Source organism: Streptomyces sp. KL116D, assembly GCF_030766975.1.
Classification (GTDB): Bacteria; Actinomycetota; Actinomycetes; order Streptomycetales; family Streptomycetaceae; genus Streptomyces; species Streptomyces longispororuber_A.
Window position 1 is genome coordinate 158,868 of record NZ_JASERH010000149.1, and the last position, 12,914, is coordinate 171,781.

General features: G+C 75.9%; 11 protein-coding genes and 9 pseudogenes. All 20 read left to right on the forward strand.

Annotated elements, in window-relative coordinates; translation table 11 throughout:
* Nucleotides 1–32: 32 nt before the first annotated feature.
* Entirely contained in the window at nucleotides 33–350 is a 318-nt protein-coding gene (locus RBJ77_RS59095) for a hypothetical protein (protein WP_372352472.1), read from the forward strand.
* A 49-nt stretch (nucleotides 351–399) separates the two neighbouring features.
* Complete coding sequence (locus tag RBJ77_RS59100) at nucleotides 400–1,026, forward strand: zinc-binding dehydrogenase (RefSeq protein ID WP_372352484.1); 627 nt, start codon at nucleotides 400–402, stop codon at nucleotides 1,024–1,026.
* Nucleotides 1,027–1,119: 93 nt separating this feature from the next.
* A pseudogene (locus tag RBJ77_RS59105) lies at nucleotides 1,120–1,661 on the forward strand (SDR family NAD(P)-dependent oxidoreductase); the annotation flags it as partial.
* Nucleotides 1,662–1,781: 120 nt separating this feature from the next.
* Nucleotides 1,782–2,303 carry a beta-ketoacyl reductase gene (locus RBJ77_RS59110; protein WP_372352485.1) on the forward strand — a complete coding sequence of 174 codons (522 nt, stop codon included), beginning with the start codon at nucleotides 1,782–1,784 and terminating at the stop codon, nucleotides 2,301–2,303.
* Between the two features lie 458 nt (nucleotides 2,304–2,761).
* Nucleotides 2,762–3,259: pseudogene (locus tag RBJ77_RS59115) on the forward strand (beta-ketoacyl synthase N-terminal-like domain-containing protein); the annotation flags it as partial.
* Between the two features lie 158 nt (nucleotides 3,260–3,417).
* Nucleotides 3,418–3,513: pseudogene (locus tag RBJ77_RS59120) on the forward strand (hypothetical protein); the annotation flags it as partial.
* 94 nt (nucleotides 3,514–3,607) lie between these two features.
* A pseudogene (locus RBJ77_RS59125) lies at nucleotides 3,608–3,700 on the forward strand (hypothetical protein); the annotation flags it as partial.
* Between the two features lie 131 nt (nucleotides 3,701–3,831).
* Nucleotides 3,832–3,885 (forward strand): annotated as a pseudogene (locus RBJ77_RS59130) (hypothetical protein); the annotation flags it as partial.
* 202 nt (nucleotides 3,886–4,087) lie between these two features.
* On the forward strand, nucleotides 4,088–5,440 hold the full coding sequence (locus RBJ77_RS59135; RefSeq protein ID WP_372352486.1) for an acyltransferase domain-containing protein: 1,353 nt from the start codon (nucleotides 4,088–4,090) through the stop codon (nucleotides 5,438–5,440).
* 68 nt (nucleotides 5,441–5,508) lie between these two features.
* Nucleotides 5,509–5,730 carry a hypothetical protein gene (locus tag RBJ77_RS59140; protein WP_372352473.1) on the forward strand — a complete coding sequence of 74 codons (222 nt, stop codon included), beginning with the start codon at nucleotides 5,509–5,511 and terminating at the stop codon, nucleotides 5,728–5,730.
* Between the two features lie 65 nt (nucleotides 5,731–5,795).
* Nucleotides 5,796–6,047, forward strand: a complete 252-nt coding sequence (locus RBJ77_RS59145) for a hypothetical protein (protein ID WP_372352474.1) — start codon at nucleotides 5,796–5,798, stop codon at nucleotides 6,045–6,047.
* Nucleotides 6,048–6,078: 31 nt separating this feature from the next.
* Nucleotides 6,079–6,536 (forward strand): annotated as a pseudogene (locus RBJ77_RS59150) (SDR family NAD(P)-dependent oxidoreductase); the annotation flags it as partial.
* 708 nt (nucleotides 6,537–7,244) lie between these two features.
* Nucleotides 7,245–8,121: pseudogene (locus RBJ77_RS59155) on the forward strand (polyketide synthase).
* Nucleotides 8,078–8,473, forward strand: a complete 396-nt coding sequence (locus tag RBJ77_RS59160) for a hypothetical protein (RefSeq protein ID WP_372352475.1) — start codon at nucleotides 8,078–8,080, stop codon at nucleotides 8,471–8,473. The pseudogene RBJ77_RS59155 and the gene RBJ77_RS59160 overlap by 44 nt, the downstream one beginning before the upstream one ends.
* 348 nt (nucleotides 8,474–8,821) lie before the next feature.
* A pseudogene (locus tag RBJ77_RS59165) lies at nucleotides 8,822–9,028 on the forward strand (acyltransferase domain-containing protein); the annotation flags it as partial.
* 20 nt (nucleotides 9,029–9,048) lie between these two features.
* Entirely contained in the window at nucleotides 9,049–9,258 is a 210-nt protein-coding gene (locus tag RBJ77_RS59170) for an acyltransferase domain-containing protein (RefSeq protein ID WP_372352487.1), read from the forward strand.
* A 100-nt stretch (nucleotides 9,259–9,358) separates the two neighbouring features.
* Nucleotides 9,359–10,102: pseudogene (locus tag RBJ77_RS59175) on the forward strand (hypothetical protein); the annotation flags it as partial.
* A gap of 7 nt (nucleotides 10,103–10,109) precedes the next feature.
* A complete protein-coding gene (locus RBJ77_RS59180) occupies nucleotides 10,110–10,421 on the forward strand; it encodes a hypothetical protein (protein ID WP_372352476.1) in 312 nt (103 codons plus the stop codon).
* A gap of 292 nt (nucleotides 10,422–10,713) precedes the next feature.
* Nucleotides 10,714–11,538 carry a KR domain-containing protein gene (locus RBJ77_RS59185; RefSeq protein WP_372352488.1) on the forward strand — a complete coding sequence of 275 codons (825 nt, stop codon included), beginning with the start codon at nucleotides 10,714–10,716 and terminating at the stop codon, nucleotides 11,536–11,538.
* Nucleotides 11,535–12,749, forward strand: a complete 1,215-nt coding sequence (locus tag RBJ77_RS59190; RefSeq protein WP_372352477.1) for a phosphopantetheine-binding protein — start codon at nucleotides 11,535–11,537, stop codon at nucleotides 12,747–12,749. The genes RBJ77_RS59185 and RBJ77_RS59190 overlap by 4 nt, the downstream gene beginning before the upstream one ends.
* The last annotated feature ends 165 nt before the right edge of the window (nucleotides 12,750–12,914 follow it).

Consider the following 12,914-nt stretch of genomic DNA (forward strand, 5'->3'; position numbering starts at 1 on the left):
CGACACGGACGCTGGACCCCGCCCAGGCCGCCGTGTGGGGCCTGGTCCGCTCCGCCCAGGCGGAGTCGCCGGGCACCTTCGCGCTCGTCGACTGCGCCGCGGACCCGGCGGCCCTCGTCCGGTTCCCCGCCGTGCTCGACCACCCGCAGGTGGCGCTGCGCGGCGACCTCGCGCTGGTGCCGCGGCTGGCCGCCACCCGGGGCGCGGCGGCCCTGCTGCCGCCCCGGACGCCCGCCCGCCTGGAACCCACCGGATCCTCCCTCGACGCCCTCGCGTTCGCGGCGGCCCCGGACGCCGGACGGCAGCCGGGCCCCGGCGAGTACGGGTCGAGCTCCGCGCCACCGGCGTGAACTCCGCGACGTCCTCATCGCCCTCGGCATGTACCCCGGCGCCGCCGTCATGGGCACCGAGGGCGCCGGAGTCGTCACCGCCACCGGACCCGGCGTCACGGACATCGCCGTGGGCGACCGCGTCATGGGCCTGTTCCAGGGCGCTTTCGGACCGGTGGCCGTCACCGACCGCCGGCTGGTGGTGCCCGTGCCGCGGGGCTGGAGCAGCACCGAGGCCGCCGCCCTGCCCATCGTCTTCACCACCGCCCACTACGCGCTGCACGACCTGGCGGGCCTGCGGCCGGGACAGGCGGTCCTGGTGCACGCCGCCGCCACCGGCGTCGGCCTCGCCGCGGTCCGCCTGGCCCGCCTCGCCGGAGCGGAGGTCTTCGCCACCGCGAGCCCCGCCAAGCACGACGTCCTGCGCGGACTCGGCCTCGACGACGACCACATCGCCTCCTCCCGGGAACCCGGGTTCGGCGAGCGGTTCCGGTCCTTCCGGGGCGGCCGCGGCATGGACGTCGTGGTCAACTCGCTGACCGGCGCGCTGCTCGACGAGTCCGCCGGGCTCCTCGCGGACGGCGGGGCGTTCGTCGAGATGGGCAAGACCGACCCGCGCGACCCGGACGAGTTCCCGGCCGCTATCTGCCGTTCGACCTCGCCGACGCGGGCCCCGACCGGCTCGGCGCCATCCTGACCGGGATCGCGGCCCGCGTCGCCGACGGCAGCATCGGCCGCCTCCCGGTCACGGCGTGGCCGCTGCAGCAGGGCGTCCGCCGCGCTCCAGCACATGAGCACCGGACGGCACACCGGGAAGCTGGTGCTCGTCCAGCCGGCCCCCCTCGACCCCGACGGCACCGTCCTCGTCACCGGCGGCACGGGCACCCTGGCCCGGCTGCTGGCCCGCCACCTCGTGACCGAGCACGGCGTACGCCACCTGCTGCTGCTCGGCCGCCGCGGGCCCGCCGCCCCCGGAGCCGCCCGGTTCGAGGAGGAACTCGCCGCGCTCGGCGCGACCGTGACCACGCTCGCCTGCGACGTCGCCGACCGTGCCGCGCTCGCGGCGGCCATCGACGGCATCCCGGCCGACCACCCGCTGACCGGCGTCGTGCACACCGCGGGCGTCCTCGCGGACGGCCTCGCCGCCGACCTGCGGCCGGACGCGCTGGCCGCGGTCCTCGCGCCGAGGCCGACGCCGCCTGGCACCTGCACGACCTCACCGCACGGCGGGAGCTGAGCTTCTTCGCGCTGTTCGGCTCCGGCGCCTCCGTGCTGGCCGGACCGGGACAGGGCGCGTACGCGGCGGCCAACGCCGCGCTGGACGCGCTGGCCCGCCACCGGCAGGCGCGCGGACTGCCCGCGACGTCCCTCGGCTGGGGCCTGTGGGAGGAGGCCAGCGGTCTGACGGGCGCCCTCGACGAGCGGGACACCCGGCGGATGGCCAGGTCCGGCATGCGGCCCCTGCCGACCGCCCGCGCCCTGGCCCTGTTCGACCTCGCGATCCGGCGCGGCGACCCGGTCCTCTTCCCGCTGCACCTGGACACGTCACGGGAGCAGGAGCCGGACGCGGTGCCCGAGGTGCTGCGCGGGCTGCTGCACGCGCCGCTGCGCCGGGCCGCCGCCGCGCCGACCGGCGCCGGGCTCGCCGCGCGTCTCGCGCCGCTGCCCAGGACCGAGCGGATCGCCGCCTCTCACGGAGGCCGTACGGGCGCAGGCCGCCGCGGTCGCCGGGTACGACACGGCCGAATCGGTGGCGCCGGGGCGGCAGTTCAAGGACCTCGGCTCGACTCGCTGGCCTCGGTCGAGCTGCGCAACCGGCTGGGCACCGCGGTCGGCCTGCGGCTGCCGAGCACCCTCGTCTTCGACCACCCGACGCCCGAGGCGGTGGCCGCGTACGTCGACGGCCGGCTGTTCGCGGACGCGCGCCCGGCGGGGCGGAGACGGACCCGCGCCGCCCGGTCATCGAGCACCTGAACGCCCTGGAGGCGGCGCTGGACGGCTGGCACGACAGCACTCAGGGACGCGCCGGCCACCGCGGAGACCGCCGGCCAACGCCGGGCGATCGAGGCGCGGTTGACAGCGCCCTGCTCGGCAGGTGGAGCGCTGCGGGCGGCACGGAGACCGGCACGGCCGCCGGTGCCGTCGGCGTCATCGACGAGGCCGACGACGAGGAACTGTTCGAACTTCTCGATCAGCGGTTCGGTGAGGGGAACGAGGGACGATGAGCAGGGGAGCAGGAGACCACCGAGGGCAAGCTGCGCCGCTATCTGCGGCGCACCGTCGGGACCTGGAGGCGGTCAGCGCACGGCCGCGTGGGAGACCGAGTACCGGGCCGGTGGGCCGATCGCGGTCGTCGGCATGGGCTGCCGGTTCCCCGGCGGCGTCAACTCCCAGAAGAACTTTGGGAGTTGATCGACGGGGATGGCGACGCCGTGTCGGGCCCGCCCACCGACCGGGGCTGGGACACCGACTCCGCCGACCGGCGCACCGGCGGGTTCCTGCACGACGCGGCCGGCTTCGACGCGGACTTCTTCGGCATCTCGCCGCGCGAGGCCCTCGCCATGGACCCGCAGCAGCGGCTGCTCCTGGAGGTCGCCTGGGAGGCACTGGAACGCGCGGGCCTCGACCCGCGTCGCTGGCCGGCACCGCCACCGGCGTCTTCGCCGGGTCGGCGCCGTCGACTACGGGCCGCGCCCCGACGAGGCGTCGCCCGGCGTCCTCGGCTACCTGGGCGCGGGCACCGCGATCCAGCGTGGCCTCCGGCCGAGGTGGCGTGCGCACTGGGCCTCGAAGGTCCCGCGCTGACCGTGGACACGGCCTGCTCCTCGTCCCTCACCGCGACCCATCTGGCCATGCAGGCGCTGCGCCGCGGGGAGTGCACGACCGCGCTCGCGGGCGGCGTCACCGTCATGAGCACCCCTGGCGCGTTCACCGAGTTCAGCAGCCAGGGCGGGCTCGCCGCGGACGGCCGTGTGCAAGCCCTTCGCCGAGGCCGCCGACGGCTTCGCGCTCGCCGAGGGCGCCGGCCTCTCTCTCGTCCTGCTAACGGCTGTCCACGGCCCGGCAGGAGGGCCGCCGCGTCCTGGCTGTGCTGCGCGGCTCCGCCGTCAACCAGGACGGCGCCGGCAGCGGTCTCACCGCCCCCAACGGACCCGCCCAGCAACGGGTGATCCGGCAGGCCCTCGACGACGCCCGGCTCGGCCCCGGCGACGTCGACTACGTCGAGGCGCACGGCACCGGAATCCACCCTCGGCGACCCCATCGAGGCGCACGCCCTGCTGGACACCTACGGCGCGGAACGGCCCGCCGAGCGGCCGCTGTGGCTCGGCTCCGTGAAGTCCAACATCGGGCACACCCAGGCGGCCGCCGGTGTCGCGGGCCTGATCAAGACGGTGCTCGCCCTCCGGCACGGCCGGCTGCCCCGCCTCCTCACCTCGACGCGCCCTCGTCGCGCATCGACTGGGAGACCGGCGCCGTCGTCCCGCTCGGCGAGAGCACGCCGTGGCCGCCCGGCAGCCGCACGCGCCGCGCGGGCGTCTCCTCGTTCGGCATCAGCGGCACCAACGCGCACGTCCTCGTCGAGGAGGCGCCGGACGCCGCCGCGGACGACCCGTCCGAAGTGGGCCGGGACCCCGGACACCCGACGTCCGAAGCAGGGCCGGGACCCCGGACACCCGACGTCCGAAGCGGGCCAGGACCCCGAACGCCCCACGCCGGGACCGTACCCGCTGCTCCTGTCCGGCAGGACCGACGGCGCCCTGCGCGACCAGGCCGCCCGGCTCGCCGCCCACCTGGAGCGGCCCGGCGCCGCACCCCTGCCGGACACGGCCCGCACCCTCGCCACCCGGCGCACCGTGTTCGCCCACCGCGCCGCCGTCGCCGTCGCCGTCACCGATCCCGCGGACGTCCAGGCCGCCGTGGCCGCCCTGCGGGCCGTCGCCGCGCAGGAACCGCACGCACGGGCCGTCACCGGCACCGGCCCGGCCAGGCCCGGCCGCAAGGTCGCGATGGTCTTCCCCGGACAGGGCTCCCAGTGGGCCGGCATGGCCGCCGAACTCCTCGCGTCGGATCCGGAGTTCGCCCGCTCCCTGCGCGCCTGCGAGCAGGCCCTCGCCCCGCACGTCGACTGGTCGCTGACCGAGGTGATCGCCGACGGCCTGCCCCTGGAGCGGGTGGACGTCGTGCAGCCCGCGCTGTTCGCGGTGATGGTGTCGCTGGCCGCGCTCTGGCGCTCGTACGGCGTCGAACCGGCCGCGGTGATCGGTCACTCCCAGGGCGAGATCGCGGCCGCCTGCGTCGCCGGCGCCCTCTCCCTGGAGGACGCCGCGACGGTCGTCGCCGTCCGCGCCAAGGCGCTGCGCTCGCTCGCGGGCACCGGCGGCATGGTCTCCCTGGCCCGCACCGAGGAGCAGGCCGAGGCGCTGCTCGCCCCCTACGCCGGCGCCCTGTCGGTGGCCTCCGTCAACGGCCCCGGGTCGGTCGTGGTGGCCGGTCCCCGCGCGGAACTCGACGCGCTCCTGGCGGCCTGCGCGGCCGACGGCGTCCGCGCCAAGAACATCCCGGTCGACTACGCCTCCCACTCGCCCATGGTCGAGCCGCTGCGCGAGGAACTGACGGCCGCCCTGTCCGGCGTCGTGGCCAGGACCGCATCCGTGCCGCTGTACTCGACGACCACCGGCGCACCGATCGACACCGCCCTGATGGGCGCCGACTACTGGTTCCGGAACCTGCGCGAGCAGGTCCGCTTCGAGACCGGTACGCGACGGCTGGCCGAGGCCGGTTTCGACGCCTTCGTCGAGGTGAGCCCGCAGCCCGTCCTCACCCCCGGCATCGAGGCGACCGTGGACGCGGTCGGCGCCGACGCCGTGGTCCTGGCCACCCTGCGCCGGGACGCGGGCGGCCCCGACCGGTTCCTGGCCGCACTCGCCGAGGCCCATGTGCACGGCGTACGCGTCGACTGGCGGCCCGCGCTGCCGGCCGCCGGAGCCGTGGCCGACCTGCCCACCTACCCCTTCCAGCACCGCCTGTTCTGGCACGCGGCACCCGTCCGCAGGACCGGGGCGGCCGACGCAGGGCGCCGCTACCGTGTGGAGTGGCGGGACGCCGCCTGAAACAACCCCGCTCACCGGCCCCGTCCTCCTCGTGACGGGATCCCAAGTCCCGGACGCCTGGGGCGTACATGGCCAGCACGGCCCTCGAACGCGCCGGCGCGACGGTCACGACCGTCGACGTGGGCGACGGCCGGGACCGCACCGCCACCGCGACCGCCCTGCGCGCGGCCACGGAAGCGGCGGAGCACGAGCCGACGGCAGTGCTGTCCCTGCTGTCCCTGCTCGCTCCGGACGCCACCGCGGGGAGGGGCCCGTCGACCCGGCGCAGCTGCCTGCGCTGCGGACCCTGACCCTCGCCCAGGCGCTGGGTGACGCGGGCGCCGACGTACCCCTGTGGGTGCTGACGAGCGGCGCCGTGACCGTGACGGAGACCGACGGCGAGCTCGACCCGGCGCAGACCGCCGTGTGGGGCCTCGGCCGGGTCATCGGGCTCGAACACCCCACGCGCTGGGGCGGGTTGATCGACCTGCCCGGACCCGACGACGACCTCGGCGCCCGGCTGACTGCGGTGCTCGCCGGACCGCGCGACGAGGACCAGGTGGCGCTCGGGCGACCGGGGCGAGGGTTCCCGCCTCGTGCCCGCCCCGGCCGACACTCCCTCCGTTGACTCCGGCTGGTCGCCGCACGGCACCGTCCTGGTGACCGGCGGCACCGGCGGCATCGGCGCCCACGTCGCCCGCCGCCTGGCCCGCACGGGCGCCACCCACCTCATTCTCACCAGTCGCGGCGGACCCGACGCGCCCGGCGCCGCCGAACTGGCCGCGGACATCCGCGAGTCGGGCTGCGGAGTGACCCTCGCCGCCTGCGACGTCACCGACCGGGACGCGCTCGCCGCACTGCTCGCCGCCGAACGGGCCGCTGGCCGGAGCGTCGACGCCGTCTTCCACACGGCGGGCGTCCCCAGTCCACGTCTCTCGACGACATCACCGAGGCGGAGTTCGCGCACGTCACCGCCGCCAAGACCACCGGCACGGCGCACCTCGACGAACTCTGCACGGACGCGGAGGCGTTCGTCCTGTTCTCGTCGAACGCCGGCGTGTGGGGCGCGGCCAGGGCCGGTGCCTACGCGGCCGCCAACGCCTTCCTCGACGGCTTCGCACAGCGGCGTGCGCACCGCGGACTGCCCGCCGTGTCCGTGGCCTGGGGTCTGTGGGCCGGTCCCGGCATGGCCGGTGACGCGGGCCAGGACTTCCTGCGCAGCCAGGGCGTCCGGCCGATGCCGCCCGAGCAGGCCCTCGCCGAGCTGGACACGTGCCTCGACCGCGGCGAGACCTGCGTCTCCGTCGCCGACCTCGACCGGCCCGCGTTCCTCGACCTGATGGGCGCTGCCCGGCACCGGCCGCTGTTCGACGAGCTGGCGCCCGCCCGGCCCCCGGCCGGGCAGGACGGCGGCCCGAGGCGGAAGCTCCGGAGGGCAGTTCGCGGCTGCGCGAGAAGCTGCTGCCGCTGTCGGCGAAGGAGCGCAGGGACCACCTGCTGCGCCTGGTCAGGGCCGAGGCCGCCGCCGTGCTCGGACACCCCGACGCCCGGGCCGTCGAACCGGACCGGGCCTTCCGGGACGCCGGGTTCGACTCGATGACCGCCGTGCAGCTGCGCGAACCGGCTCACCGCGGCGACCGGCCTGCGCGAAGCGTCCACCCTCGTCTTCGACCGGCCCAACGCCACCGCGCTCGCCGACTACCTCCTCGACCGCCTGTTCACCCCCGAACACGGCACGGACACCGAGCAGGACGCGGGCACGGCACCCGCGGCCGGTCCCGCACGGAGTGCGGAGAGCGCCGACGACCCGGTGGTGATCGTGGGGATGGGCTGCCGGTTCCCCGGCGGCATCAACTCCCCTTCCGACCTCTGGGAGTTCATCTCCGCAGGCCGCGACGCCGTCTCGGAACTGCCCGACGACCGGGGCTGGGACCTCGACCGCCTGAGCGACACCGCCGCCGACGGCACGGCGCGGGACCCCGCTACGGGTCGCTTCCTCGACGCGGCGGGGGACTTCGACCCGGCGTTCTTCGGGATCTCGCCGCGCGAGGCCCTCGCCATGGACCCGCAGCGGCGCCAGATCCTCGAAGTCACCTGGGAGGCGATGGAGAACGCCGGCATCGACCCGCGCGCGCTGCGCGGCAGCGCCACCGGCGTCTTCCTCGGCGCCGCCTACCAGGGGTACGGCCACGGGGTCGAGCTCCCCGAGAGCAGCGAGGGCTATCTGCTGCACCGGCGGCTCACCCGCCGTCACGTCGGGCCGCGTCGCGTACGTGCTGGGGCTTGAGGGTCCGGCGCTGACGGTGGACACGGCGTGCTCGTCGTCGCTGGTGGCGTTGCATCTGGCGGCGCGTTCGCTGCGGGACGGCGAGTCGTCCCTGGCGGTGGCCGGTGGTGTGTCGGTGATGGCGGGCCCGGAGGTCTTCACCGAGTTCGCCACGCAGGGCGCGCTCGCCGCCGACGGCCGCTGCAAGGCCTACTCCGAGCAGGCGGACGGCTTCGGCTTCGCCGAGGGCGTGGGTCTGGTGGTGCTGGAGCGGTTGTCGGACGCCCGGCGTCACGGGCACCGGGTACTGGCGGTGCTGCGCGGGAGTGCGGTGAGACCAGGACGGGGCGAGCAACGGCCTGTCCGCGCCGAGCGGAGTGGCGCAGCAGCGGGTGATCCGCGGGGCGTTGGCGGCCGCTGGCGCTGGCACGGCTGATGTGGACGTGGTGGAGGGACACGGGACGGGCACGGTGCTGGGCGACCCGATCGAGGCCCAGGCACTGGTGGCGACCTACGGGCGGGGCCGGGACCGTGAACGGCCGTTGTGGTTGGGGTCGTTGAAGTCGAGCACATCGGGCATGCGCAGGCGGCTGCGAGGTGTGGCCGGTGTGATCAAGATGGTGTTGGCGTTGGGGCGTGGTGTGGTGCCGGCGTCGTTGCATGCGCGGGTGCGTCGTCGCATGTGGACTGGTCGTCGGGTGGGGTGGAGGTGCTGCAGGGAGGCGCGGGACTGGCCACAGGTGGCGGGTCGGTTGCGGCGGGCGGGGGTGTCGTCGCGTTCGGGGTGAGCGGTACGAACGCGCATGTGATCGTGGAGAGCCGCCTTCGACGCCGGTCGGCTCGGATGTGGCTTCTGTGGGGGTGTTGGAGGCGGCTGGTGTGGTGCCGCTGGTGCTGTCCGCCCGTACAGGAGACCGCCCTCGCCGCACAAGCCGACCGCATGGCGACGGTACTGGCGGGATCGGACGCGCTGGAGGGCGTCGGCCGCTCCCTCGCCATCGGCCGCACCCACCACGAACGGCGCGCCGTCGCCCTCGCCGCTGACCACGGGACGGCCCAGGACCTCCTGCGACGCCTCCGGGAAGGACTCCCGGCCCCCGACCTCCTCACCGGTATCGGTGGTGGTGGCGGTCGGCGTGTGGTGTGGGTGTTCCCAGGGCCAGGGATCGCAGTGGGAAGGGATGGGGCGCGAGGCTGCTCGAGAGTGCCGGTGTTCGCGGAGGCGTTGGCGGAGTGCTGATGCGGCGCTGGCGGAGGTGGCCGGGTTCTCCGTTGTTGATGTGATCCGTGGGGTGGAGGGTGCGCCTTCGCTGGAGCGGGTCGAGGTCGTGCAGCCGGTGCTGTTCGCGGTGATGGTGTCTCGCTGGCGCGGTTGTGGCGGGCGTGCGGTGTCGAGCCGGATGCCGTGGTCGGACACTCCCAAGGCGAGATCGCGGCTGCCTGCGTGGCGGGCGCGCTGTCGTTGGAGGACGCGGCGCGGGTGGTGGCGCTGCGCGCCCGCGCCCTTGCCGAACTCGCCGGGGACGGCGCCATGACCTCCGTCTCGCTGCCGAGGACCGGGCACGGGAACTGATCGCCGACTGGCCTGGCCGCATCGACGTCGCCGCGGTCAACTCCCCGGCCTCGGTCGTCGTGGCTCGTGACCCCGAGGCGCTGACCGCGTTCGAGAGCGCTGCGCCGCCGACGGCGTCCGAGCCCGGCGCATCCCCGTCGACTACGCCTCCCACTCGCCCCACATGGAACGGGTGCGCGAGCGCGTCCTCACCGACCTGGCCGACGTAGGCCGCGCGGCCGTCCACGGCGCCACCGCTGTGCACTCCACGCTGCGCGGCGAACGCTGCGACACCGGCGCCATGGACGCGCGCTGTGCACCGGTACGACAGCACTCCGCAACCGGGTCCGCTTCGACGAGGCGGTCGACGCCGCCTCACCGACGGCTGCGACACGTTCGTCGAGTCGGCCCGCACCCTGCTACTCACCAGCGGTGTCCAGGAGACCGCCGAACGGTCGGGACCGAGGCACTGGTCCTCGGCACCCTCCACCGGGACACCGGTGAGACGGCACCTCGTCCGCGAGGCTCGGCCGCGCCGCTGCGGCTGGCGTACCCAAAGTCGACTGGTCCGCCGTCGTCCCCGGCAGGGCGCCGGTCGCGCTGCCGACTACCCGTTCGAGCACCGGCGTTGCTGGCTGGCGCCCGAGATGCCGCGCGTGGCCGAGCTGGCGCGCCGCGTCGAGTGGCGCTTCGCCCGGCCGCGGCCCCGCTCTCCCGGCGCCGCTACCTGGTCGTCGGATCCGGCACCGACCCGCGCCGGGAGGCGGTGACCGACGCGCCGTCGAGCAGGCCGGCGGCACGGTGCTGCACCTCACGACCGATCCGCGGACGGCCGCAGACCGGACCGAACTCGCCCGGAGGCTGAGGAGTTGGTGGAGCAGGCACAGGACGTCACAGCGGTGATCTCCCTGTCGGCCCTGGACCCGGACCAGCCCTCCGGGATCTCCGCCGCCGGGGCCGCCGGGACCTCCGGGACCACCGGAACCACCGGACCTTCCAGCGGTACGGTCCCCACCGAGCCCGACGACCTGCGCGCCGTCACCGCCGTCCTCACCCTCCACCAGGCCCTCGGCGACGCGGGCGTCGACGCGCCCACTGTGGCTCGTCACGTTCGGCGCGTGGCCGTCGAGGAGACGGAACCGGCCGATCCCGCGCAGGCCATGGTGTGGGCACCGGGCGGGTGATGGGGCTGGAGGCGGCCGGCCGCACTGGGGCGGCCTCGTCGACCTGCCGGAGCAGCTCACCGGACCCGTCCTGCGCGCCCTCACCGACTGCCTCGCGGGCGCGGGCGACGAGGACGCCAGATCGCGCTGCGCGACACCGGCTGCCACGTCCGGCGGCTCGCGTCGGGCCCCGCCGCGCCGGCGCGACCCGTGGCGACCGGCACCGCCCTGTTACAGTGACGGGCGGCACCGGCGCCCTCGGCGGCCACGTCAGCCCGGCACCTCGCCCGCACCGGGACCACGGAGCACCTCGCTGTCCTGGTCGGCAGGTCGAGGCGGACAGGCACCCCGGCACGCGGAACTGGCGGCCGAGGCTGCCGCCCTCGGCGCGGGTGACGCCTTCGCGGCCTGCGACGTCACCGACCGCGCCGGACTGACGGACCTGGTCGCGTCACTGGCGCGGCAGGGCGAGCGGATCCGCTGCGGTGATGCACCTGGCCGGAGCGACGACCGGGCCGTGGCCGACCTCGACCCGGCCGAGCTGGCGCGCGTGACCCGGGCGAAGACCGTCGGCGCCCGGCTCCTCGACGAGCTCTGCGCGGACGCCGAGACGTTCGTGCTCTTCTCCTCCAACACGCGGGCGTCTGGGGCAGCGAAGCCGGCTCGGCGCCTACGCCGCGGGCAGCGCACCTCGACGCCCTCGCCCAGCGGCGCGGGGCCCGCACGGCCTGGCCGCGACCAGCATCGCCTGGGAGCCTGGGCGGACGGCGGCATGGCCGACGCCGACCTGCCGAGGACTGATCAGGCGCGGACTGCGCCCGATGGCCCCCGACAAGGCGCTGCGCGCCCTCCAGCGAGGCCCTGGACCAGCGAGGACAGTCTGCGTCGTCCGTCGCGGACGTCGGCTGGAGACTTTCGGTTCGCCGTCGGCTTCACCGCCGCACGCCCGCGCTCGTCGAGGACCTGCCCGACACCGACCGGCCAGGCTCCCGCCGCGGGCGCCGAGGCACGACCGGGGGACCGAGCCCCACCTGGCGCGAACGCTCCGCCGGGCTGCCCGCTGACGAGGCAGCGACCCTCACCGCCTGGATCCGCGCCAGGTGGCGGCCGTGCTCAGACGCCCGGACGGACGCGGTGACACCTGGCACGCTGCCCTTCACCGAGCTGGGCTTCGACTCCCTGACCGCGGTGGGCCTGCGCAGCCGGCTCCAGGAGGCCACCGGCCTCGCCCTGCCCACCGCCCTGGTGTTCGGCCACCCTCTCGCGTCGCCGGCGTCGCCGCCCACCTGCGGCCCCTGCTCATCAGTCGGCGCGCGCCGCCCACGCCGCCGCCACCGGCCGGCGGCATGCTGCGCACCCTCTACGAACGGTCCGTGCGGGACGGACGCTTCGACTCCTACCTGGACCTGCTCGGCGACCTCGCCGGTCACCGGGACCGGTTCGAGGGCGGAGGACTGTTTCGACCCGCTCGGCCTGGTGGACCTGGCGGCGGGACCGGGCGAGCTCCGGCTGATCTGCTGCGCCGGTACGGCCCCGTGGCGGGACCGCACGAGTTCCGCCGGATCGCCGCCGCCCTCAAGGACCGGCTGCCGGTGTCCGCGCTGCCGCAGCCCGGCTACGAGCCGGGCGAGCAGCTGCCCGCGCGTCGCTGGCGGCGGTCTCGGCGCGCTGGAGCCGACGCCGTCACTCAAGTCGACGGACGGCCCGTTCGTCCTCGTCGGCCACTCCGCGGGCGCCCTGGTGGCGTACGCTGGCCGCCGAACTCACCGACCGCGGCCGCCCGCCGCGGGCGTCACGTCCTCATCGGCGTGCTACCCGCCCGGACAGCAGCAGGCGGTCACCGGCTGGCTCACCGAACGACCACCACCATGTTCGGCCGCGAAGGGTGCGGGTCGACGACACCCGGCTCACCGCCTGGGCGCCTACCACCGCTTCACCCGTACTGGCAGCCGCGCGACCTCGCCGTGCCCACGCTGCTCGTCCGCGCCACCGAGGCGCTCGGCGCCTGGCGAGGAGCCAGTCGTGGCGGTCCACCTGGCCGTTCCCGCACGGCAGCGCATGGACGTGCCGAGCAACCACTTCTCGATGGTGCAGGAGCACGCCGCGGCCGTCGCCGACCGCATCCACACATGGACAGAACCTGGCATGACGAACGACCACCGACCGCAGCCGGCTCGGTGCAGCCGGCTCCAGATGGCCCGCGGCTGCAGTACTGGAGCCTTCGGCGTGAACGGCGACCCGTACGCGATGCTCCTGCGCGGGCAGGACGACACTCCGGGCCGCTGGTACGAGCAGATCCGCGCGGCGACGCCCGGCTCTTCCACAGCCGCACCGGCGCCCTGGTCGTGACCCGGTGCGGCGCCGCCGCCCAGGTCCTGCGGGGCGCGGGCTTCGCGGTCCGCGGGCGAGGCGGCGGCGGACTGGGCGCGGCCGTGCTCGGCATCCGCGACGCCGCGGGACCGCCGCCCGCCCCGGCCGGCGAACTGGCCGCGCGCTGCAGCGGAGTCGCTGGCC